The 20,723-nt window shown below is 64.4% G+C and carries 23 protein-coding genes; 12 read left to right on the forward strand and 11 right to left on the reverse strand.

Going from position 1 to position 20,723, the window contains the following annotated elements; translation table 11 throughout:
* Positions 1-71 precede the first annotated feature (71 nt).
* Entirely contained in the window at positions 72-1,199 is a 1,128-nt protein-coding gene (locus ACMGG8_RS00565; RefSeq protein WP_414159007.1) for a sensor histidine kinase, read from the forward strand.
* 174 nt (positions 1,200-1,373) lie between these two features.
* On the opposite strand, the gene ACMGG8_RS00570 is transcribed toward ACMGG8_RS00565, so the two are convergent.
* Both ACMGG8_RS00570 and ACMGG8_RS00575 read right to left on the reverse strand, forming a co-directional pair.
* Positions 1,374-1,679, reverse strand: a complete 306-nt coding sequence (locus tag ACMGG8_RS00570) for a chaperone modulator CbpM (RefSeq protein ID WP_173655925.1) — start codon at positions 1,677-1,679, stop codon at positions 1,374-1,376.
* A gap of 20 nt (positions 1,680-1,699) precedes the next feature.
* On the reverse strand, positions 1,700-2,638 hold the full coding sequence (locus ACMGG8_RS00575; RefSeq protein WP_060841868.1) for a DnaJ C-terminal domain-containing protein: 939 nt from the start codon (positions 2,636-2,638) through the stop codon (positions 1,700-1,702).
* Between the two features lie 298 nt (positions 2,639-2,936).
* Between ACMGG8_RS00575 and ACMGG8_RS00580 the strand changes: the two genes are divergently transcribed.
* The gene (locus tag ACMGG8_RS00580) at positions 2,937-4,202 is read left to right on the forward strand and encodes an Hsp70 family protein (protein ID WP_060837304.1); all 1,266 of its coding nucleotides are present in this window, start codon (positions 2,937-2,939) and stop codon (positions 4,200-4,202) included.
* 81 nt (positions 4,203-4,283) lie between these two features.
* Here ACMGG8_RS00580 and ACMGG8_RS00585 read toward each other — a convergent pair whose 3' ends face one another.
* The 5 genes from ACMGG8_RS00585 to ACMGG8_RS00605 form a co-directional block, all read right to left on the reverse strand.
* Positions 4,284-5,294 (reverse strand): AI-2E family transporter, encoded by a 1,011-nt coding sequence (locus ACMGG8_RS00585; protein WP_060837303.1) that lies wholly within the window; start codon positions 5,292-5,294, stop codon positions 4,284-4,286.
* A gap of 124 nt (positions 5,295-5,418) precedes the next feature.
* The gene (locus ACMGG8_RS00590) at positions 5,419-6,138 is read right to left on the reverse strand and encodes a hypothetical protein (RefSeq protein ID WP_232513194.1); all 720 of its coding nucleotides are present in this window, start codon (positions 6,136-6,138) and stop codon (positions 5,419-5,421) included.
* Between the two features lie 164 nt (positions 6,139-6,302).
* Entirely contained in the window at positions 6,303-6,767 is a 465-nt protein-coding gene (locus ACMGG8_RS00595) for a hypothetical protein (RefSeq protein ID WP_414159008.1), read from the reverse strand.
* 214 nt (positions 6,768-6,981) lie between these two features.
* Entirely contained in the window at positions 6,982-7,281 is a 300-nt protein-coding gene (locus ACMGG8_RS00600) for a PsiF family protein (RefSeq protein ID WP_047301399.1), read from the reverse strand.
* 71 nt (positions 7,282-7,352) lie between these two features.
* Positions 7,353-8,141, reverse strand: a complete 789-nt coding sequence (locus tag ACMGG8_RS00605) for an AraC family transcriptional regulator (protein ID WP_060837300.1) — start codon at positions 8,139-8,141, stop codon at positions 7,353-7,355.
* Between the two features lie 96 nt (positions 8,142-8,237).
* Here ACMGG8_RS00605 and ACMGG8_RS00610 point away from each other — a divergent pair, with 96 nt between their 5' ends.
* A complete protein-coding gene (locus ACMGG8_RS00610) occupies positions 8,238-9,143 on the forward strand; it encodes a DMT family transporter (RefSeq protein ID WP_414159009.1) in 906 nt (301 codons plus the stop codon).
* Positions 9,144-9,146: 3 nt separating this feature from the next.
* On the opposite strand, the gene ACMGG8_RS00615 is transcribed toward ACMGG8_RS00610, so the two are convergent.
* The 3 genes from ACMGG8_RS00615 to ACMGG8_RS00625 form a co-directional block, all read right to left on the reverse strand.
* On the reverse strand, positions 9,147-10,037 hold the full coding sequence (locus ACMGG8_RS00615; RefSeq protein ID WP_414159010.1) for an alpha/beta fold hydrolase: 891 nt from the start codon (positions 10,035-10,037) through the stop codon (positions 9,147-9,149).
* 110 nt (positions 10,038-10,147) lie between these two features.
* Positions 10,148-10,453 (reverse strand): DMT family transporter, encoded by a 306-nt coding sequence (locus ACMGG8_RS00620; protein WP_414159011.1) that lies wholly within the window; start codon positions 10,451-10,453, stop codon positions 10,148-10,150.
* A gap of 9 nt (positions 10,454-10,462) precedes the next feature.
* Positions 10,463-11,101 carry an FMN-dependent NADH-azoreductase gene (locus tag ACMGG8_RS00625; protein WP_060837296.1) on the reverse strand — a complete coding sequence of 213 codons (639 nt, stop codon included), beginning with the start codon at positions 11,099-11,101 and terminating at the stop codon, positions 10,463-10,465.
* A gap of 125 nt (positions 11,102-11,226) precedes the next feature.
* Between ACMGG8_RS00625 and ACMGG8_RS00630 the strand changes: the two genes are divergently transcribed.
* Together ACMGG8_RS00630 and ACMGG8_RS00635 are read left to right on the forward strand one after the other, a co-directional pair.
* Positions 11,227-12,180: a LysR substrate-binding domain-containing protein gene (locus ACMGG8_RS00630; RefSeq protein WP_164990741.1), complete on the forward strand. Its 954-nt coding sequence runs from the start codon at positions 11,227-11,229 to the stop codon at positions 12,178-12,180.
* 111 nt (positions 12,181-12,291) lie between these two features.
* Positions 12,292-12,822, forward strand: coding sequence for a ferritin-like domain-containing protein (locus ACMGG8_RS00635; RefSeq protein ID WP_060842343.1), 531 nt, complete (start codon positions 12,292-12,294; stop codon positions 12,820-12,822).
* 60 nt (positions 12,823-12,882) lie between these two features.
* Here the strand turns inward: ACMGG8_RS00635 and ACMGG8_RS00640 are convergent, their stop codons facing one another.
* On the reverse strand, positions 12,883-14,958 hold the full coding sequence (locus ACMGG8_RS00640) for an AsmA family protein (protein WP_414159012.1): 2,076 nt from the start codon (positions 14,956-14,958) through the stop codon (positions 12,883-12,885).
* Positions 14,959-15,343: 385 nt separating this feature from the next.
* On the opposite strand from ACMGG8_RS00640, the gene ACMGG8_RS00645 reads away from it, so the two are divergent.
* From ACMGG8_RS00645 to ACMGG8_RS00675, 7 genes are all read left to right on the forward strand, one after another.
* Entirely contained in the window at positions 15,344-15,811 is a 468-nt protein-coding gene (locus ACMGG8_RS00645; protein ID WP_060837292.1) for a hypothetical protein, read from the forward strand.
* Between the two features lie 169 nt (positions 15,812-15,980).
* Positions 15,981-16,613 carry a TetR family transcriptional regulator gene (locus ACMGG8_RS00650; protein WP_016967858.1) on the forward strand — a complete coding sequence of 211 codons (633 nt, stop codon included), beginning with the start codon at positions 15,981-15,983 and terminating at the stop codon, positions 16,611-16,613.
* Between the two features lie 279 nt (positions 16,614-16,892).
* Positions 16,893-17,393: an urease accessory protein UreE gene (ureE, locus tag ACMGG8_RS00655; protein WP_060842341.1), complete on the forward strand. Its 501-nt coding sequence runs from the start codon at positions 16,893-16,895 to the stop codon at positions 17,391-17,393.
* Positions 17,390-18,064 carry an urease accessory protein UreF gene (locus ACMGG8_RS00660; RefSeq protein WP_060837290.1) on the forward strand — a complete coding sequence of 225 codons (675 nt, stop codon included), beginning with the start codon at positions 17,390-17,392 and terminating at the stop codon, positions 18,062-18,064. Before ureE ends, ACMGG8_RS00660 begins: the two co-directional genes overlap by 4 nt.
* Before the next feature lie 9 nt (positions 18,065-18,073).
* Positions 18,074-18,688 carry an urease accessory protein UreG gene (ureG, locus tag ACMGG8_RS00665; protein WP_060837289.1) on the forward strand — a complete coding sequence of 205 codons (615 nt, stop codon included), beginning with the start codon at positions 18,074-18,076 and terminating at the stop codon, positions 18,686-18,688.
* A 36-nt stretch (positions 18,689-18,724) separates the two neighbouring features.
* Positions 18,725-19,297, forward strand: coding sequence for a HupE/UreJ family protein (locus tag ACMGG8_RS00670; RefSeq protein WP_060837288.1), 573 nt, complete (start codon positions 18,725-18,727; stop codon positions 19,295-19,297).
* Between the two features lie 218 nt (positions 19,298-19,515).
* Positions 19,516-20,655: an AGE family epimerase/isomerase gene (locus ACMGG8_RS00675; RefSeq protein WP_060837287.1), complete on the forward strand. Its 1,140-nt coding sequence runs from the start codon at positions 19,516-19,518 to the stop codon at positions 20,653-20,655.
* Positions 20,656-20,723: the final 68 nt, after the last annotated feature.

Here is a 20,723-nt window from a genome sequence, read left to right on the forward strand (position 1 = left end):
GTGTTGAACCGGCGGATATGGCGCTAAGATGCGTCTCGTTTTCCACTCTCTGCCCACTAAGGTGCCCGGCTATGCGCCTGTCCGATTTCATCGTGCAGCACGTTGATCGAATCGTTGATGAATGGGAACAATTTGCCAGGACCCTGGCCGCGGACACTCTGACCCGCAGCGACCTGCGGGATCACGCCACCTCGATCCTGCTGGCGGCCGCCCGGGACATGCGCATCACCCAGAGCCCGGGTGAACAGCTGGCCAAGGCCAGGGGCGAAGGCCCGGAGAAATCCCCGAGCCTGGATGCGGCCGCCGCCAGCCATGGCGAACTGCGCCATCACGTGGGTTTCGATCTGGTGCAGATGACGTCCGAGTTCCGCCACCTGCGGGCCTGTGTGATCCGTCTGTGGGTCGCCAGCCTGGTAACCCCGGACCTGGAGCACCTGCAAGACATGATCCGCTTCAACGAGGCGATCGACGAAGCCCTGGCCGAGTCCACCACCGCCTATGCCGAGCAGGTCAGCCGCTCGCGGGATATCTTCCTGGCGATTCTTGGCCACGATCTGCGGGCGCCGCTGCAAGCGGTGAGCATGTCCACCGAGATGCTGGCGCGCAAAGTGCCGCTGGATGAGGACGCCCTGGCCTTTGTGTCGCGGATCAAGACTGGCACCCGCCACATGGGCGCCATGGTCAGCGATTTGCTAGAGTTCGTCCGCAGTCGCCTGGGCAACGGCTTGCCCATCGACCCCGCGCCCATGGACCTGGCCAGCGCGGCCAAGGCGGCCATGGACGAAGCCTGCGCGGGCCAGCCCGACTGCCTGCCGCTATTGAGCTTCGAAGGAGACAGCCACGGCATCTGGGACCGCGCCCGCATCGAGCAGATGCTGCAGAACCTGATCGGCAATGCCTTGCAGCACGGCAGCAACCGCCGCACCGTCACCGTGACCCTCACCGGCGGCGTCGAGCAAGTGCTGCTGACCGTTCACAACTACGGCGTCCCCATCCCCCCGGAAGCCCTGGCCACCCTGTTTGACCCGCTGGTGCGCAGTGCCGACGAGGAACTGGGCAGTACCAGCACCAGCCTTGGCCTGGGGTTGTTCATCGTCAAGGAAGTGGTGACCGCGCACCAGGGCAGCATCGAGGTCAGCTCCAACGAAAGCGACGGCACCACCTTCACCGTCACCCTGCCGCGGGTGTCCCGCGCCTGAGGCACGTTACAAACGCTAGCGCTCTTGGTAGCCGCTGCCGAGCGCCAGCGAAGCTGCGAACGAGGATGCAGTCCTCGCAACCCGATGTTGCCTGACACACCGCAGTCGCCTGGTTCTGCGGTCGCTGCGCGCCCGGTCGCAGCCTCGCTGGCGCTCAGCAGCGGCTACAGGTCATCAGTCCAGCAGCAGGCGGCCCAGGCGCTGCCTGAGCATCTGGTTCTCGGCGCGCAGTTGCCGCACTTCATCCAGCAGGTCCAGGGCCAGGGCGACCCCTTCCCACTCCAGGTCCAGATCGCGGCGCAGCTTCGCCGCGCGCTTGGCCAGGGACAGTTCGACATCACTGAAACGCCAGTTCTGGGGCGCCGTCCCCTGAGGTTCGAGGATGCCGTGCTCGACGATTTCGATCACGTAGGCCGCCGACAGGTCGGCCACTTCACAGAATTCTTCCATGTCCAGCTGAACGATCAGGGTGCTCATGATCGGCGCCTCCTAGTGTCGAATCAGAAATTTTCCCGGGGGTCGAACGCCGCCTTCTTCGCCAGCTCCTGCCACAAGGCCTTGACGTCATCGCCGGTGTGCTTGGGCATCACCGCCTTGAGCTGGACGAACAGGTAGCCGCGCTGGCCGGCCTTGTTCAGCAGACCGTGGCCCTTGGCGCGCATGCGCTGGCCGTTCTGGCTGCCGGCCGGAACCTTGAGGTTGATCTTGCCGGTCAGGGTCGGGACCGCGACCTCGGTGCCCAGCGCCAGCTCCCAAGGGGCCAGCGGCAGGGTGATGATCAGGTTTTCGCCTTCGACATCGAATTTCGGGTGCGGCGCAAAACGAATGGTCAGGTACAGGTCGCCATTGGCCCCGCCGCCCACGCCCGGCGCGCCCTGGCCCTTGAGGCGGATGCGCTCGCCGTCGGTGACCCCGGCAGGAATCTTCACGTTCAGGCTCTTGCTGGTGTTGCTGACGTGCTGGCCGGCGGCGTTGTACTGCGGCACCTGGAAGCTGATCTTCTTCGACTCGGTCGACAGGGTTTCCTCAAGAAAGATCGGCAGTTCCATTTCCACATCCTGTCCACGACGACCGCTGCTGCGGCGCTGTTCCGGGCCGCCGAATCCTGGCCCCCGGTTACCAAAGATCGAACTGAAGAAGTCCGAGAAATCACCACCGTCGCCGCCGCCAAAGCCGCCACGGCTCTGCCAGCCCGGCGGCCCCTGGAAGGGCTGACCATGCTGACCGTACTTGCGCAGGTCGTCGTATTCGGCGCGCTTGTCGGCGCTTTTCAGCGCCTCATAGGCTTCCGAGGCATCCTTGAACTTGGCCTCGGCATCCTTTTCCTTACTGACGTCGGGGTGGTATTTGCGCGCCAGCTTGCGATAGGCGGCCTTGATCGCCTTGTCGTCCGCTGTCGGCTCCACGCCGAGAATCTTGTAATAGTCTTTGAAGTCCATCGAGGGAATCACCATCCGTTATCAAAGTCGCGCGGCGTGCAGCACAGCATGCTCGGTCTGGCAGCATGAGAATTGATCAATCTCAATCCTCTGACTGAACGGCGCATCAGAAGTTTATCGGCAGCCGCGGGCGGATCTTGTGATCCCTGGACGACTGCTCGGCCCATGCCTGCAAGTTTGGGGGTCAAGGATAGTCTTTCAAGGCACAACGGGTTGCGATTTAGCACATGGTCGGCCTTTGCAACGCGCGAGGACTGGCGTACGCTGCGCGGCCGTTTTTTTCACCGGATCCAAAGACATGAACAACGCCACCCCGGCCCGGGCCTGCGGCATTGACTTCGGTACCTCCAACTCCACCGTCGGCTGGCTGCGCCCCGGCGAGGAGACGCTGATCGCCCTGGAGGACGACAAGATCACCCTGCCTTCGGTGGTGTTCTTCAATATCGAGGAGCGCCGTCCGGTGTACGGCCGCCTGGCGCTGCACGAGTACCTGGAAGGCTACGAAGGCCGGCTGATGCGCTCGCTGAAAAGCCTGCTGGGCTCCAAGCTGATCAAGCACGACACCAGCGTGCTGGGCACCGCCATGCCGTTCAAGGACCTCTTGGGGCTGTTCATCGGCCAGTTGAAAAGCCGCGCCGAAGCCACCGCCGGTCGGGAATTCGAGCAAGTGGTACTGGGCCGCCCGGTGTTCTTCGTCGATGACGATGCCGCCGCCGACCAGGAAGCCGAAGACACCTTGGTGGAAGTGGCGCGCAAGATCGGCTTCAAGGACGTGTCCTTCCAGTACGAACCGATCGCCGCGGCCTTCGACTACGAGTCCACCATCGAACGCGAAGAGCTGGTGCTGATCGTCGACATCGGCGGCGGTACTTCGGACTTCTCCCTGGTGCGCCTGTCCCCCGAGCGCCGTGGCGTCGATAACCGTCACGACGACATCCTCGCCACCGGCGGCGTGCACGTCGGCGGCACCGACTTCGACAAGCAGTTGAGCCTGCAAGGCGTGATGCCGCTGTTCGGCTACGGCAGCCGGATGAAGAGCGGCGCCTACATGCCCACCAGCCACCACATGAACCTGGCGACCTGGCACACCATCAACTCGGTGTACTCGCAAAAGTCCCAGTTGGCCCTGGGCAGCATGCGCTACGACATCGAGGACACCGGCGGCATCGACCGCCTGTTCAAACTGATCGAACAGCGCGCCGGGCACTGGCTGGCCATGGAAGTGGAAGAAACCAAGATCCAGCTGACCCACGCCGAGAACCGCCTGGTGGCCCTGGACCGCATCGAGCGCGACCTCAGCGTCGACCTGAGCCGGGCCCTGTTCGAATCCTCCATCGACGGGTTGCTGGAGCGCATCCGCACCAGCGTCACTCAACTGTTGAGCGACGCCAATGTTGGTGTGGCCCAGGTCGACACGGTGTTCTTCACCGGCGGCTCCAGCGGCATTCCGGCGCTGCGCCAGAGCGTGGCGGCCATGCTGCCCAACGCCCGGCATGTGGAAGGCAACATCTTCGGCAGCATCGGCAGCGGCCTGGCCATCGAAGCCAAGAAGCGCTACGGATAAGGGCAGCGGCAAGCCGCAAGCAAAGGCAAGAGCGGGATCGGCTGTAGCTTGCGGCTTGAAGCTGCAAGCTGGCGGCTGCTGTTAAACCAGGCCCGCCAGCTTCAATTCGCTCTTCAGGTAGGCGTAATAGATCGGTCCCGCCACCACCCCGGGCAGGCCGAAGGCGGCCTCGAACACCAGCATCGCCAGGAGCAGTTCCCAGGACTTGGCACTGATCTGCCCGCCGACAATCCGCGCGTTGAGGAAGTATTCCAGCTTGTGGATAAAGATCAGGTAGCCCAGCGCCGCCACCGCCACCCAGATCGACAGCGACAGCCCGACGATGGTGATCAGGGTGTTGGAGATCAGGTTGCCGATCACCGGCAACAGGCCCAGCAGGAAGGTCAGCACGATCAGGGTCTTGGTCAGCGGCAGCTTGACCCCGAACAGCGGCAGGATCAGTGCCAGGAAGATCCCGGTGAAGAAGGTGTTGAGCAGGGAGATCTTGATCTGCGCGAAGACGATGTTGCGAAACGCCTGGACCAGCAGGTGCAGGCGGTCGAACAACGCCGCTGCCAGGGGCTTGCGCTTGGTCAGGTCGGGGATGCGCTGCAGGGCGATGATCGCCCCCAGGACCATGCCGATCAGCAGGGTCACGAACATGTGCGCCGCGTCCTTGCCCACCAGCTGCAACTCGCTCAAGTGCTTGCTGGCCCAGGCGCCGATGGCGGCCTGGAACTCCGCGGCGCTGGCCGGCAGGTAGGCGTCGAGGAACGGCGGCAACTGGCCCCGGGCCTTGTCCACCACCACCATGAACTTGCCCAGCGAGGCGCCAGGGTTCTCCGCTTCATGCAACAGGAAACTGATGGCTCCGGCGAACAGCAGGGTCAGCAGACTGACCACCAGCGTGCCCAGCAGCGCCACCGCCAGCCAGCGCGCCCGCCGGCCCTCGATCAGCCGCTGCAATTGCGGGGTGAGCATGTTGACCAGCTCGAACACCAACAGCCCCGCCAGCAGGCTGGGTAACAGACGCAAGGGCAAGGCCAGCAACAGGCCACCGAAGATGATGATCCAACTGATGAACAACAGATGACGCTGTGAAAACGCTGGCATATAGCCTCAAGACAAACAGCGGGAAAAGACCGGCAGTCTGCCAGCCTTCACCCCGGAGGAATAGTGGCAGGCGCCCCAAGGGCATGGGCTTACAGGGTACTTGAGTGTTGTGACAGGCGAAGGTTCAGTCGGTTTTGGCCCCAGGCACCGGGGCTGAAAGGTCGGGCAGCGGCACGTCATAGCCGCAGTAGTGCAATTGTGTCCGGATCAGTCGCTGGTCGGGGTAGTCACTGCCCCAGGGCAGCTTGCGGTCGTAGCGCGATTTGATATGGGCACAGACCCCCTGGATATCAGCCCGTGCCTTGGCCAGCACCGGCGCCGGCAAGGGGTTGATCTTCAGGCTCTGGAAGAACGGCACGATGAACACCTGATCCAGGTCGTAACCCTTGCTCCCCAAGGGCAAGCGCTGGCCTGCATGCACATAGAACGGCTGTTGCAGGCCGCTCTCCTGCTCCCAGCACCAGTACTTGACCTTGTCTTCGAGAATGCCCACTGCGGTCCCTTCCCAACGCTCGTAGGCGCGCAGGCATTGATAGCCCTGCATGTTCACCCAATCGAGACTGCTGGGCTTGACACCGGTATGGGATGGCCGCGCCTGCCTGGCCAGCAGATCCTCAAGAAAGGCCTGCTTCGGATAGAGCAGACCATCCCCCCAGCCATCGAGAAAGCTGTTGACCCGCATATAGAGCCCGGAAGCCGTCACCTGAATGTCCCCATAGGAGAAAGATCCCGAGGTGCCGACCGACAGCGCATCACGGCCCTTTTCATAGGTGAACCCGCCGGTGATGGTTCCGCACTGCGCATGCCGATAAGGCTCGGGCAGGTCGAAGGAGTAACGCTGCATCAGAGTGATCCGCTTCGCGCCTTCCGTGCATAGCATCCGGCTGTCCAAGCGATCATTTTCGTAGACCAGAGGCGGCGACATGCAGCCGCTGACGATCACCAACAGTCCGCCTACCAGTAGGTGCCCAAGGGCGCGGCGAAGGCTTGCGGCCAACCTGAGCCTGCTCATTCCTGGTATTTGCTGATAAACGAATACTTGCTCCCCGCGGCTTCGACGATGGCCTGCATCTCCTGCTCCTGCGCCGGCTCGCCGACAAAGAACACCCAGACCCGAGGAAACTGCTGATCACTCAGCGCACCGCCGACAATCGCCTTGTCCAGTGCCGGGTTGGCGCCGAATATCACGAACGTTCCATACTGCTCTGCCGAGGCTGTGCGAAACATATCGCGCATGTTGAACCGTTCCATTCCGCCCCCCGCCACAATCGCCAGGCGATCCGGAAGCACTCCATGACTGTTGATCCGAGTGAAGACCAGTGGCGGGCCTTCCTTGGATTGCAACGAACCATCGCGGCTGTGCTGCACAGCTGACACCACGTCAGAGAGGACCTCATCCTGGCTTTTTTGACGAGGAGCAGAAGCACACCCGGCAAGAACACAACACAGCAGAACCCACAGAACTTTTTTCACCGTCACATCCCTATGCAATTGCTGGCCAGCTCCAGGCGCTGAGCCTCCATTAAGGCGTCGAACATCCGCCCCCTTGCTTGCGATGAAGCGCGGAGGATCATAAACACAATGACTGGCTATGGCTGAGAAAAAACAGCCATGAGCAACGAGGCGCGCTGGAGATGAGCCTCCCCAAGGCAAGACGGGGAGGCGCAATGACGGTATCGACAGGGACTTATTTCTTCTTCAGGCAATCACTCATGAACGCCTTGCGCGCATCGCCCTTGAGGGCCTTGGCGGTGGCGTCGGCGTTGCAGGTCTTCATTCTTTCCTGAGGCGTGGAAGGGGTGGCGGCGGCAGCCGGGGCGGCCTTGAGGCAGGTGCTCATGAAGGCCTTGCGCTCGTCGCCCTTGAGGCTCTTGGCGGTGGCTTCGGCATTACAGCTGGTCATCTTGTTCTGCTGGGCGGTGGCGGCAAACCCCTGGGAGCACAACAGCAGGCCCACCATCAACAACGGAATACGCAACATCTTCATGGAGTTTTCTCCTTGTCACCGCGCCGACGGGCACGGCCTCCTGCGCAGTGTAGACAAAGCCTGTTACACCTTCATCTGTTCTGCAGGCCGGCCCGGCGGTATTGCTCGGGGGTGCAGCCGGCCTGGCGCTGGAACATCGCGATAAACGCCGAGGCGGTGCTGTAGCCCATGTCGAAGGCGATTTCCTGGATGCTGCGCGGGCTGTCCAGGGCCTCGATGGAGGCCAGGAAACGCTGGCGCTGGCGCCATTCGCCAAAGCTCATGCCCAGCTCGCGAACGAACTGCCGGGCCAGGGTGCGTTCGCTGACATGGGCCTGCTGCGCCCAATGGGCCAGCGGCTGGTGGTTGCCCGGCTCGGCCTGCAGGGCCTGGAGCACTCGCAGCAGCTCCGGGTGGCTGGCGTAGGGCAGGTAGCAGTTATGCACCGGGGCCTGGCGCAGTTGGTCCAGCGCCACCTGGGCCAGGCGCTGGTCGGCCTCGCCCTCGGGGATCTGCACGTCCCGGGCGGCAAAGTCCTTGAGGATCGCCTTGAGAATCTCGCTGATGGCCAGGGTGCTGCCCTGCCGCGGCAGGTCCGCGCACAGTTCCGGCGCCAGCAGCACCGCCCGGTAGTTGATCGGCTGGGAAGTGTAGAAACTGTGGGGCGTCTGCGGCGGCACCCAGACCGCGTATTGCGGTGGCGACATGAAGCGCTGGCCGGCGATCTCCATATGCATCACCCCATGGGCCGAATACTCCAGGCAGCCCCAGGGATGACGGTGCTCCAGGGCATGGCTGTGGGCGGCGAAGTCGGCATAGCGGAAATACACCGGCGCGGGGAGCCCGTGGAAATCCAGGAGGTCGATGTGTTTTTTGCTCATGCTGTCCGGATGTCGGGGCGGGTTGTCCGGTTCGCAGTATAGGCGTTGATCCGGACAAGGGGATAATCGCTCCTCATCAACTCTGTGGCTGTCTCCATGCAATACGCTTATCCACTGCTGGCCATCTTTATCTGGGCCGGCAATACCGTGATCAACAAACTCGCCGTGGGCGCGATCTTCCCCGCGGAGATCGGCTTCTATCGCTGGTTGCTGGCCGGCCTGCTGTTCACCCCCTTCATGCTCAAGCCGGTGATCGGCCACTGGCCGGTGATCCGCCCCAATCTGTGGCGCATCGCCATTCTCGGCATCCTCGGCATGGCGGTGTATCAGAGCCTGGCCTACTTCGCCGCCAGCCTGACCTCGGCCACCAACATGGGCATCATTCTGTCGCTGATGCCGCTGATGTCCCTGGCCATGGCCATCGCCGCCCTGGGCCAGCGCCTGACCGCCGGGGCCTTGGTGGGCGCGGTGCTGTCGTTTGCCGGGGTGCTGCTGGTGGTGTCCTCCGGCAGCCTGGCGGCGCTGCTGCAGCACGGGGTCAACCTGGGGGACGCGATGATGCTGGTGGCCACCCTGGCCTATGCGATTTACAGCACCCTGCTGAAAAAATGGCAACTGCGCCTGCCACCCCTGGTGCTGCTGTACCTGCAGGTGCTGGTGGCGGTGGTGGTACTGCTGCCGCTGTTCCTGGCCTCGCCAAAAGTCGGGCCGACCCTGCAGAACATTCCCCTGGTGCTCTATGTCTGCCTGCTGGCCTCGATGCTCGCGCCCCTGGCCTGGATGCAGGCGGTGGTGCGCCTGGGGCCGAGCCGGACCACGCTGTTCTTCAACCTCTTGCCGTTGATCACGGCGCTGATTGCCGCGGTGGTGCTGCATGAGCGACTGGCCTGGTTTCATCTGGTGGGCGGCGTGCTGACGTTGGCCGGGGTGGTTCTCTCGGAGCGCTGGACCACGGTACTGCGGCCGTTGGCCGGCAAGCCGGCGCCTACGGGGCAAGGCTGAAGGTCAGAGGCCGGCGGCCTTGAGGCGCTGGGCATGTTCGACGAACAGGCGGATCGGTTCAGCGCCCTTGCCCACCAGGCCCAGGGACTGGTTGACGATATCGAAGTGATCCAGGGGGTAATCGTCGCCGATGACCTGCCCCAGATGGGAGCTGTAGCGCCCCACCATGCCGTCGCACTGGCCGGCTTCGCGGACGAAGGTCCGGGCGAACAGGCGGCAGCTGCGACTGGTGCCGTCGAACAGATTGCGTCCGCGATTGGTCTTGCCCGGCTGCAAGGTGCCGGACCAGGAGTAGTAGCGCACACCGTCGACCTGCTCCGGCCCCTGGCCGCCCCAGGTCGTCGGTAACCCCTGGGGGTATTGGCGGTTGAACAGGGCCACGCCCGCGGTGGTCAGCGACTGGTGCGAGGCGTGAATATCCACTGGCAGTTTCGGCCCGCGATAGCCGGTTTCCAGCAGCGTCATCAAGGCCGCGATACCCCGCAATAGCGCACTCAGGATGCGCCCCTTGAAGCTGTGGGCCGGGGAATGCCGGGCCAGGTAATCCGCCAGTTCGGAACCGTGGTTGGGACCGGCCACCGAAGTCACCGAAGCCACCCAGTCCGGGCGCTTGGCGGCAGCGTAGCGCGCGGTGAGCGCGCCCTGGCTGTGGCCGATCAGGTTGACCCGCGAGGCACCGGTCTCGGCCAGGATCCGCTGGACCTGGGCCAGCAGTTGTTCGCCGCGCACCTCGCTGGAGTTGAGCGGCGACACTTGCACCGCATACACCCGGGCCCCGCCCCGGCGCAGGGCCGGGATGATCCCGTACCAGTAGGGGTACAGCAGCAGGCGGACAAAACCGAGCATGCCGGGAACCAGCACCAGGGGGTATCGCGTGGCAAGCGCTTGGGACATGCAGGGAGTCCTTGAAATGGGCCGGGCTGGCCCAGGCTGAAAGCTAGACCATAACCAAGGGCATCGTCAGTCCCCGTGACGGTTTGACGACAGCAGCATGACAGCCCCGCCTACTTCAACCCCGCCACCCCGGCCACGATCAGCCCTACCGACAGCAGCTTGAGCGGCGTCAGGCTTTCCCCCAGCAGCACGACGCCCAGCAGCACCGTGCCCAGGGAGCCGATCGCGGTCCAGATCGGATAGGCCACGCTGACCGGCAACTCGCGCATGGCCAGGGTCAGGAAGTAGATGCCGGCCACGGCCGCCACCACCGTCACCAGCGAAGGCCAGGGACGGGTGAAGCCCTCGGCGTACTTCATGCCCATGGCGAACGTGACCTCAAAGGCCGCCGCCAGCAGCAGGTATATCCAGGCCATGGCGCCACCTCAGAACGTGCGTGCCAGGGCCAGTAGACGCTGCTGCGCCTCGTCACAGGACTGTTGGAAACGCTCGGGCACCGACTCCTCGCCTTCTGCCGCGACCACGGTCACGTCCTCGATACCGATGAATCCCAGGGCCGTGCGCAACCAGCGATCGGCGTGGTTCAGCGCTTCGTGCTCGCCCCCGGGACCGAAGCCGCCACCACCACGACTGGTGACAATCAATACCTTCTTGCCCTGCACCAGTGGCTGGTACTGGGCCACGCCGTTGTCCAGCAGGGTGTTGAAGGTCAGCCCCAGGCGCACGATGTGATCGACCCAGGCCTTGATCCCACTGGGCACGCTGAAGTTGTACATGGGCGCCGAGATCACCAGGCGCCGATGCTCCAGCAACTCGCCCACCAGCTCGTCGCTCAAGGCCAGGTCGGCCTGCATCGACAGCGACCGGGCCTCGGGCTGTGGATAAAACGCCGCGGCGATAAAGGCCTCGCTGACGTGGGGCAGGGAACCCCGCCCGACTTCCCGGCGCGTGAGCCTGCCCTGGGGATGGGCCCCTTGCCAGGCCTGGAGAAACGCTTCGGCCAACCGCCGGCTATGGGAACGCTCGCCCCGTGGACTGCCGTGAATGACAAGAACTGAACTCATCTTGATGCTCTCCTGCGGATTGATTTCAACGACCTTGCATGGCCGTAGATTCCGCGATAAATCTAGAGGCACCGGGTTTTCGCAACAAATGAGCAAAAGTTCACTCAGATGAACTTAGCTCATCCATGGAGCCAAACATGTTCGCCCATCTGCCCCTCACCGCCCTGCGCACCTTCGAATCCGCCGCGCGCCTGCTGAGCTTCAAGGCCGCCGCCGAGGACCTGTCGGTGACACCCACCGCGGTGTCCCACCAGATCCGCAGCCTGGAGCACTGGCTGGGCGTGCCCCTGTTCCAGCGCCTGCCACGCCAGGTACGCCTGACCGACTCCGGCGAACGGCTGTTCCACAGCCTGCACGGCGCCCTGCTGGATGTGACCCAGAGTGTCGATAGCCTGCGCCCCAGCCCCAGCCCGACCCAGTTGACGGTATCCACCACGGCCGCCTTCGCCGCCCTGTGGCTGGTGCCGCGGCTGGGACGGTTCTACACCCGGCACCCGCGCATCAGCCTGCGCCTGGACACCCGTTGTGAAGTGGTGGACTTGCAGCAGGACGCCAGCATCGATGTGGCGATCCGCTATAGCCAGGATGACTACCCGGACCTCCACGGCCTGTGTCTGTTCGATGAGCGTTTCGCGGTCTACGGCGCCCCCCGGCAAGTGGCCCTCGCACAGCAGCAGCGACCTTCCCTGATCAGCGTGCATTGGCGCAACTCAAGGCTTTACGCCGACGGCTGGCAGGCCTGGTGCACCCTGGCCGGTGAACAGTGGCTCGACGACCCGGCGCTGGTCCGCTCCTACGACGAAGAGCAATACGCCCTGCAGGCCGCCATTGCCGGCCAGGGCCTGGTGCTGGCGAGCAATATCCTGGTGTCCCAGAGCGTGGCTAGCGGCCTGCTGCAACCCTATCGCCCGCAGGTCCAGGTGGACGGTGCCGGCTACAGCGCCCTGTGCGTGCCGGGCCGTGAACGCCATCCGCCGGTGAAGGCCTTCCTCCAGTGGCTGCAAGAGGAATCGCTGCTGGACGGGCATCCGCCCCTGGCGCGCGGCGGCGCTCCTGGCCGCTCACACAGCGCGAATTGAAGGAGCAGGCCTATCCGATAAAACTTTTTGCCGCGCCCGGGACTCACAACCCATGTAGCGATCAGGTCGACAGAGCCTGACGCCAAACGGATTAGCCCCCAGGAGATCGACATGAGCGACAAGCATTTATCTGATGTGCAAAGCCTGCGGCAGCGGGCCCGTCAACACGTGGAAAACGGCGCCGTGACCGAAGGCTACAGCGCCGACCGCGAGGAGGTGCTGCGCCTGCTCAACGAGTCGCTGGCCACCGAGCTGGTGTGCGTCCTGCGCTACAAGCGCCACTACTTCATGGCCACCGGCCTCAAGGCCAGCGTGGCGGCCGACGAGTTTCTCGAGCATGCGACCCAGGAAGCCGAACACGCCGACAAGCTGGCCGAGCGCATCGTCCAGCTCGGTGGCGAACCGGAATTCAATCCGGACCTGCTGTCCAAGCACTCCCACGCCCAGTACGTGGCCGGCAACAACCTGAAGGAAATGGTCTACGAGGACCTGGTGGCCGAGCGGATCGCCATCGACAGCTACCGCGAGATCATCCAGTACATCGGCGACAAGGATCCCACCACCCGCCGCCTGTTCGAAGAGATCCTGGCCCAGGAAGAAGAACACGCCGACGACATGGCCGACATCCTCAAGGATCTGTAACCCCCTCCGCCCGCCCCTGCCTTGCGCAGGAGCGGGCTTGCGCGCCAGGCGCCCCTTTTCCTACTTGCTCGGTTTCACCGTCACCGGTGCCTTGCCCGAGCGCATCTGCTGCAGCAACGGCGCGCACTGATTGGGCTCGTCACCGCTGGGCGCCACCAGCGCCAGCAGCCCCGCCGCCGGCCCGGCGATCACCCCCAGCGCCACCATCCCGGCCCCGCGCAGCACCAGCGGCACCGCCTTGACGCCGGCGCTGGGCTTGATGAACTTGCCCTGCACATACAACGGTGAACGCAGGGAGAACAGGCGCAGCCCCTTGGATTCCGGGGTGATGGTCAGATCCAGTTGCTCGGTGGCCATGTTGGCGGTGCCGTCGATGTAGATGATGGCGTTCTCGGTGTCGAAGACGAACAGCCGGGAACTGGCCAGCCCGCTCTTGATGCCGAAGTCGGCGGCGGCGCAGTTGATCTTCACCTCCTTGTCGCCAAACATCTTGCCGACCACATAGTTGCCGACGTTGAGTCCGGCGATTTCCATCAGGCTGCGGCTGATGGCGCCGTCGTTGATCAGCATCTTCAGGTCACCGTTGGCGCTGCCCAGCAAGGCCGCCACCGAGTTGCCGCGGCCGGAGATGTCGGCATCGCCGTTGAGCTCGCCGAAACTGGTCTTCATCGGTTCGAACCCTGGGAACAGCTGCTTGAGCTTGAAGTTGCGCGCGGTCAGCCTGGCCCGGCCTTCCAGCGGCGTGGCCTGCCCATTGAGGCGCACCTGAGCATCCAGCCTGCCGCCGGCCACGCCGAAGCGCAGCGGCTCCAGGCTGAGCTGGCCGTCATTGAGCACCAGGTGGGTGTAGAGATCGGTGAACGGCAGATCGGCGCTGTGGACGATGCGCTTGCCGGTGAACTCCACATCGGCGTCCATGTCGCGCCAGCGCTCGGTGCGAAACTCCTCCACCGGCAGCACCTTGTCCGCCGGCTGCTTGCTCTCGCCGCCCCGAGCTTTCTGCGCGGAGTTGGAGTCGGCACCGATCAGCGGCGCCAGGTCGCTCATCAGCAACTGGTTGGAAACCAGCGCACCGCTGAGCTTGGGCCGCGGCTGACTGGCCACGTAGGTCAGGTTGCCGTGGATATCGCTGTCGCCGATCTTGCCGTTGAAACCCTGGTAACTGAAGGTCGCGCCCGCCGGGTCGCGCAGCTTCGCAGTCAGGCGGCCATCGGTGGCATAGGGCGGCGAATCCGGCAGGGTCACGCCAGTCAGCGGATAGAGGTTGCCCAGGCTGGTGCCCGCCAGTTTCAGGCGCAGGTCCAGGGCGCCAAGGTTCAGCGGATCGGTGAGACTGCCCCGCAGTTCCACCTGGGTGGCGCCGATCTGCGCCTGGGCCTGCAGTGGAAACGGCTTGCGCCCGTCCTGCAGGGCCAGCAGCCCGCCGATCTTGCCGGTGCCGGCAAGCTTCTGCCCGTGGTACTGGCCCTTGACCTTGAGGGCGAACGCGTAGGCCTGCGGCTCGGCGCCTTTTGCCGTGACCTTCTGCGCCTCGCTTTCACCGACGATGTCGCTGAACGGAATGGGCTTGCCGAGCAACTCCACTTGCAGGTCGAGCTGGGTGTTCAGGGTCTGGTCATCCAGGGTCACGTGGCCCTTGTCGAAACCGATGGCGCCGATATCCAGCGTCCAGCTGGAAGGCTCGGCCTCAGGGTCTTTCGGGTCGAACTTGAAGGTCCAATTGGCGCGACCGTCGGCCAGCCGCTGCAGCGCGGCGTCGGGCTCGGTGAGGTCGATTCGCGGGATGCTGACCCGCCGCACCAGCAGGGCCAGGGGCGAGATCCGCAGCTCGACCCGTTTGAGGCCGACCATCTGCGGCGCCTTGGACCAGTCCGCATTGCCCAGGGTCAGGTCCTGGGCCACCACGTGGGGCCAGGGCACCCAGGCGCGCCAGCCGCCCTCTTCAGGCTCGCGGTGCCAGGCGACCGACAAGTCGCCATTGATCGCGAACGGCCGGTGCAACTCCTCGGACACCTTGGCGTTGAGGGTCGGCTTGATCCGGTTCCAATCGAAGAAGGCAATCACCAGCACCAGCACGGCCAGTAGCAGGATCAGACCACAAACGGTCCAGGCGAGAATTTTACGAGTGCGCGTCATTGCACGAGGCTCCTGAAGACAACTGAGCGCCAAATCACGACGCATCGGTGAAATGCCGGTGGAGAATCCCCGGCCATGAAAACTACGACTGATAAAGCCCGCACAGGTTTAATCCGGGCGCCGGCCCAGGCGAAAAAAAACCGATTTCCTGATCGATCGGACAGCCGGGTGTTACCTCGCCCTGCCCTGTTGCGAAGCCTGAGTGAGTCGAAAATACCCACTGCGGTGCAAACGCCGTCGGCGCAAAGGCCCGGGCTAGAGCCTTGCGGGCAAACAATCAATTTCGTTGATTATTACCATTGTGGTTATGAACTTTTATATCGAATTTGCGGCGGTAACATTAGCTCCGTATCCAATTTATCGCCCTGCCAAGGAGCAACCCATCATGAAACGCCACATCTTACTGAGCCTGACCCTGTCCATCCTGGCCGCCAACGCCTTCGCCCTGCCGGCCGCCGAACAAGCCACTCCGCAGGTCAAGGCCAGCCACAGCGTGTTCAGCCAAACCCTGGCTGAAGGCGGTTCGGATCGCCTGATCGAACGCAACAAAGTCGCTGCCGACGGTTATGACCGCACGCCACAAGGCCAGAGCGTTGCCGAAGACGGCTATGATCGCACCCCTCAGGGCCAGAACGTTGCCGAAGATGGTTACGACCGTACTCCACAAGGTCAGAACGTCGCTGAAGATGGCTACGATCGCACCCCACAAGGTCAAACCGTAGCCGAAGGCGGCCGTGATCGCCTGGAAGAGAAAGGCCTGGTGGAAGATGGCTTCAGCCGCACCCCTCAAGGCCAGACTGTTGCCGAAGGCGGTGCCGATCGCCTGGCCGAACGTCATCAAGCAGCGAGCTGAGGCCATGCTGGCCCTTAAAAAAAGCCCGATCCCTGGATCGGGCTTTGGCTTTCATGGAGCCCCGTTGTCGCCCCCCGCCCTCCCTGCCCTCGCCTGACGCAGGTTCGACTCCGGCAAAGTTGATTTGCTAGAGTGCGCCGCTCCTCTTGAGCAAAGAAATAACCCGCCGATGCTGCCCCGCGCCGAACAGAAGCAACAGACCCGTAATGCCTTGATGGATGCCGCCCGGCATCTGATGGAGTGTGGTCGTGGTTTCGGCAGCCTGAGCCTGCGGGAAGTGGCGAAAGCCGCTGGGATCGTGCCCACCGGTTTCTACCGGCACTTCAGCGACATGGACCAACTGGGCCTGGAACTGGTCAGCGAGGTCGGCCAGACCTTTCGCGAAACCATCCGCCTGGTGCGCCACAACGAATTCGTCATGGGCGGCATCATCGACGCCTCGGTGCGCATCTTCCTCGACGTGGTGGAAGCCAAGCGCGCGCAGTTCCTGTTTCTCGCCCGCGAGCAATACGGCGGCTCGCTGCCAGTACGCCAGGCCATCGCCAGCCTGCGGGAGAACATCAGTTCCGACCTGGCGGCCGACCTGACCCTGATGCCCAAGCTGCAGCACCTCAATGCCGCCGATCTCGGGGTGATGGCCGACCTGATCGTCAAGAGCGTGTTCGCCACCCTGCCGGACATCATCGATCCGCCAGCTCAGGCCCTGCCCGAGCACCTCACGCCCCAGGCCAAGATCACCCAGCAACTGCGCTTCATCTTCATCGGCCTGAAACACTGGCAAGGCCTGGGCAGCACCGAGTAACCCGCCGCTCCCCCCTTCAATTCATCTGCGCGCCCCGCTCAAGGGCGCGGGTTCGCGCCTGGGCGCCGGCCCGGCACCGGATTGCGGCAAAAATATTTCCCGCGCACCAACTCGGTGCTATAAATCAGCGCAGCGCGCCATTTTGTAACAAGATAAAACAAGGTTTTGCCCCTTTTTCAGGCGCAGTTCCGGTGTCGACAAAGGGGTTTCCCTCTCCTCCGAGCGATTGGCAAGCCCCTTGCTCTGGCTTGTGCATCGCTCATAGCTGGAAGCTCCCCGATGCTGGTGATCCACCGCAGAACCGCCCCCCAAACCGCCTGGTCCGCCGAGCTGCACCTGACTTACGAGGCCCGCAGCAAAAGCCGCCTGCGCTGTTTCAGTGCCGAGGGTGAAGACGTCGGCCTGTTTCTCGAGCGTGGCCAGCCGCCGCTGCACGACGGCGAGTTCCTTGAAGCCGAGGACGGCCGCATCGTCAAGGTCTGCGCCCGCCCGGAAACCCTGCTGCACGTCACCTGCCGCAATGCCTTCGAACTGACCCGCGCCGCCTATCACCTGGGCAACCGCCACGTGGCCCTGCAAGTGGGCGACGGCTGGCTGCGCCTGCTCGATGACTACGTGCTCAAGGCCATGCTCGAACAACTGGGGGCCAGCACCGACACCATCGAGGCGCCCTTCCAGCCCGAGCACGGCGCCTATGGCGGCGGCCACCATCATTCGCGTCACGGCGATGAAGACTTCAACTATCCACCGCGCTTGCACCAGTTCGGCGTCCGTCCATGAACCCGGCCTGGGCCCTGTTGCGCCTGGCCAGTCCGCAGTTGCCGATTGGCGGCTACAGCTATTCCCAGGGCCTGGAGATGGCCGTGGAACAGCAGCGCGTGCATGACCCGGACAGCGCCCGCCGCTGGATCGGCGACCAACTGCTGCTGAACCTGGCGCGCTTCGAAGCACCGCTGTTGCTGGCCCATTGCCAAGCCGCCGCCGATCAGGACTGGGTCCGCCTGCAGCAGCTGTGCGAAGCCCACCGGGCCAGCCGCGAAACCCGTGAGCTGTACCAGGAAAGCCGGCAGATGGGCTATTCCCTCAAGCAACTGCTGGAAGGCCTGCCGGAACTCGACGCTGGTGCCCGGGACCTGCTGGCGCGCCAGGACGAACCGCACCTGGCCCTGGGCTGGGCCCTGGCCGCCCGCGCCTGGCACATCAGCCCCGCCGATGCCCTGGCCGCCTGGCTCTGGAGCTGGCTGGAAAACCAGCTGGCGGTGCTGATGAAGACCCTGCCCCTGGGCCAGCAGGCCGCCCAGCGCCTGACCAGCGAGCTGCTGCCTTTGTTGCAGCAGGCCCAGCACCACGCCACGAACCTTGATCCCAACCATCATGGCAGCGCCGCTTTCGGCCTGTCCCTGGCGAGCATGGCCCACGAGCGCCAATACAGCCGCCTGTTCCGTTCCTAGGAGAAACTCATGAACGCACAACCTCTGCGCGTCGGCATCGGCGGCCCAGTGGGCTCCGGCAAAACCGCCCTGACCCTGGCCCTGTGCCTGGCCCTGCGCGAACGCTACAACCTGGCGGTGGTGACCAACGATATCTACACCCGCGAGGATGCCGACTTCCTGGTACGCAACCAGGCCCTGGCCCCGGAGCGGATCATCGGCGTGGAAACCGGCGGCTGCCCGCACACCGCCATTCGCGAAGACGCCTCGATCAACCTGGAGGCGGTGGACCAGCTGAACCGGCGCTTCCCCGGGCTCGACCTGATCCTGGTGGAATCCGGCGGCGACAACCTCTCGGCCACCTTCAGCCCGGAACTGTCGGACCTGACCATCTACGTGATCGACGTTTCCGCCGGCGACAAGCTGCCGCGCAAGGGCGGCCCGGGAATCTGCAAGTCCGACCTGCTGGTGATCAACAAGATCGACCTGGCGCCGCTGGTGGGCGCCTCACTGGAAATGATGAACAGCGACACCCAGCGCATGCGCGGCGGCAAGCCGTTTGTCTTCAGCAATCAGAAAACCGGCCAGGGACTGCAAGAGATCATCGCCTTCATCGAACGCCAAGGGCTGCTGACCGCGGCCTGAAACCGAACCTGAAAAAGCTCAACAAGGAAGCCACTCATGACCCTGAAATCACTCTTCGGCGCCCTGGCGCTGCTGCTGACCCCGGCCCTGGCCTTCGCTCACCCGGGCCACGGCGACAACGGCCTGCTGGCCGGCATCAGCCACCCCATCGGCGGCCTCGACCACCTGCTGGCCATGCTTGCGGTCGGCCTGTGGGCGGCCCAGCAGCAAGGCGCGGCGCGCTGGGCGCTGCCCTGCACCTTCGTCGGCACCATGCTCATCGGCGGCCTGCTGGGCTTTGAAGGGCTGAACCTGCCGGCCCTGGAAAGCGGCATTGCCGCGTCGGTACTGGCCCTGGGCCTGGCCGTGGCCCTGGCCGTGCGTCCGCCGCTGAGCCTGGCGCTCGCCGCCACTGCGCTGTTTGCCCTGTTCCACGGCGTGGCCCATGGCCTGGAGCTGCCGGACATGTCCAGCCCCTGGACCTACGCCGCCGGTTTTGTCGCAGCCACCGCGGCCCTGCATGCCGCCGGCTATGCCGTGGTGCGGGTACTGCCTCAGGCGGCGGCGCCGCTGGTGCGCGTGGCCGGTGCCGCCTCGGCCGCAACGGGCGTGTGGTTGCTGGCAGGCTGATCCCTGCCCTCTTCTGTAGGAGCCGGCTGGCCGGCGAAGGCGGTCTTGCGGGCCTCGTTCGCGGGCAAGCCAGCTCCTGCAAGGCTGAGGTGATCTTTCGGCCGCCTTCGCTGGCAAGCCGGCTCCTACCCGTATGGCGTGCTTGGCGGGCAAGCCGCCTGGCGGGGCTTCTCTGGTAACATGTCGCGCACTCAAACCTGCCGTGACGACGCCAGCCAATGCCCGATGTATCCCGCTCCGCCACCTCGCCTGAATCGAGCGCTCTGTTCAACGCCATGCAGCAGCATTTCCACAAGGTGATCGTGCCGCTGTGGCAAGGCCCGGGCTGGAATCCGCAGTTGGCACTGCCCTATGAGGCGCTGGACGCTGAACAGCGGCCATTGCCGCCGCAGCGCTATCGAGCCATGGCCTGTGCCCGGCAGCTGTACCTGTTCTCCCAATTGATCGGTGATGCCGCCGCCCCCTTTGCCCAAGAGCGGGCCGCCGCGCTGTTCCGCTCGCTGCAGCGGCACTTCCACGATGCCGAGCACGGTGGCTGGTTCTACAGCATCGATGCCGACGGCGCGCCGCTGGATCGGCGCAAGGACCTCTACACCCACGCCTTTATCCTCTTCGCCTGCGCTCATTACTGGGCCAAGGTCCGCGAGCCGCTGGTGGAGTCGGTGCTCAATGCCGCCCTGGAAGTGGTAGCCCTGCGCTTTGCCCGGGGCGATGGACTCTACGAAGCCAGCCTCGCCGAGGACTGGTCCGTACTGGGTTCCGGGCCCCTGCAGAATCCGCTGATGCACCTGGCCGAAGCCTTTCTCGCAATCCTGGCAGTGCGCGAAGACGCCGCGGTACAAACCGCACTGCTGGAGCTGTGCCAGGCCATGCAGCAGCAGTTCATCGACCCGCAGCACGGAGTGATGCTGGAGAAGCCACTGGGGGCTGTGGATAACTGGTTCGAGCCAGGGCATCAGTTCGAGTGGTTCTTCCTCCTCGACTCTTCGCCCTTGCTGCGCAGCAACCCGCTGCACGCCTCATTGAGTCGTGCCTTCGCGTTTGCCGAGCAGCTTGGTGTCGACCCGAAGAGCGGCGCGGTGTGCGCCATGCTCGACCTGCAACCGGGTGCCCCCATCAAGGACGCCACCCAGCGCATCTGGGCCCAGGCCGAGTACGTGCGTGCCCTGACCTTGCGTGCGGACAGCCAGGCGCCCCTGCTGCGTCAGCTCAAGGCGCTGCACGCGCATTTCCTGCATGCAGGGGGCTGGAATGAATGCCTGGATGCCAGTGGCGCGGTCAGCCGGCGGGATATGCCATCGACCACGCCTTATCACCTGGCGACCTGTTATCGCGGGCTGGCGGAATATTTTGCCTGAAGCCTCTGCCGGCCAGCCGGCTCCTGCAAGCCCCCTGTAGGAGACGGCTGGTCGGCGAAAAGTGCACC

The organism is Pseudomonas sp. BNK-45 (assembly GCF_047456255.1).
GTDB lineage: Bacteria > Pseudomonadota > Gammaproteobacteria > Pseudomonadales > Pseudomonadaceae > Aquipseudomonas.

Bases quoted from the DNA above. Each gene is read 5' to 3' on its own strand.
- ACMGG8_RS00565 (WP_414159007.1), top strand. From the start codon at position 72: ATGCGCCTGTCCGATTTCATCGTGCAGCACGTTGATCGAATCGTTGAT.
- ACMGG8_RS00575 (WP_060841868.1), bottom strand. From the start codon at position 2,638: ATGGACTTCAAAGACTATTACAAGATTCTCGGCGTGGAGCCGACAGCG.
- ACMGG8_RS00580 (WP_060837304.1), top strand. From the start codon at position 2,937: ATGAACAACGCCACCCCGGCCCGGGCCTGCGGCATTGACTTCGGTACC.
- ACMGG8_RS00585 (WP_060837303.1), bottom strand. From the start codon at position 5,294: ATGCCAGCGTTTTCACAGCGTCATCTGTTGTTCATCAGTTGGATCATC.
- ACMGG8_RS00590 (WP_232513194.1), bottom strand. From the start codon at position 6,138: ATGCAGCGTTACTCCTTCGACCTGCCCGAGCCTTATCGGCATGCGCAG.
- ACMGG8_RS00600 (WP_047301399.1), bottom strand. From the start codon at position 7,281: ATGAAGATGTTGCGTATTCCGTTGTTGATGGTGGGCCTGCTGTTGTGC.
- ACMGG8_RS00605 (WP_060837300.1), bottom strand. From the start codon at position 8,141: ATGAGCAAAAAACACATCGACCTCCTGGATTTCCACGGGCTCCCCGCG.
- ACMGG8_RS00610 (WP_414159009.1), top strand. From the start codon at position 8,238: ATGCAATACGCTTATCCACTGCTGGCCATCTTTATCTGGGCCGGCAAT.
- ACMGG8_RS00615 (WP_414159010.1), bottom strand. From the start codon at position 10,037: ATGTCCCAAGCGCTTGCCACGCGATACCCCCTGGTGCTGGTTCCCGGC.
- ACMGG8_RS00620 (WP_414159011.1), bottom strand. From the start codon at position 10,453: ATGGCCTGGATATACCTGCTGCTGGCGGCGGCCTTTGAGGTCACGTTC.
- ACMGG8_RS00625 (WP_060837296.1), bottom strand. From the start codon at position 11,101: ATGAGTTCAGTTCTTGTCATTCACGGCAGTCCACGGGGCGAGCGTTCC.
- ACMGG8_RS00630 (WP_164990741.1), top strand. From the start codon at position 11,227: ATGGAGCCAAACATGTTCGCCCATCTGCCCCTCACCGCCCTGCGCACC.
- ACMGG8_RS00635 (WP_060842343.1), top strand. From the start codon at position 12,292: ATGAGCGACAAGCATTTATCTGATGTGCAAAGCCTGCGGCAGCGGGCC.
- ACMGG8_RS00640 (WP_414159012.1), bottom strand. From the start codon at position 14,958: ATGACGCGCACTCGTAAAATTCTCGCCTGGACCGTTTGTGGTCTGATC.
- ACMGG8_RS00645 (WP_060837292.1), top strand. From the start codon at position 15,344: ATGAAACGCCACATCTTACTGAGCCTGACCCTGTCCATCCTGGCCGCC.
- ACMGG8_RS00650 (WP_016967858.1), top strand. From the start codon at position 15,981: ATGCTGCCCCGCGCCGAACAGAAGCAACAGACCCGTAATGCCTTGATG.
- ureE (WP_060842341.1), top strand. From the start codon at position 16,893: ATGCTGGTGATCCACCGCAGAACCGCCCCCCAAACCGCCTGGTCCGCC.
- ACMGG8_RS00660 (WP_060837290.1), top strand. From the start codon at position 17,390: ATGAACCCGGCCTGGGCCCTGTTGCGCCTGGCCAGTCCGCAGTTGCCG.
- ureG (WP_060837289.1), top strand. From the start codon at position 18,074: ATGAACGCACAACCTCTGCGCGTCGGCATCGGCGGCCCAGTGGGCTCC.
- ACMGG8_RS00670 (WP_060837288.1), top strand. From the start codon at position 18,725: ATGACCCTGAAATCACTCTTCGGCGCCCTGGCGCTGCTGCTGACCCCG.
- ACMGG8_RS00675 (WP_060837287.1), top strand. From the start codon at position 19,516: ATGCCCGATGTATCCCGCTCCGCCACCTCGCCTGAATCGAGCGCTCTG.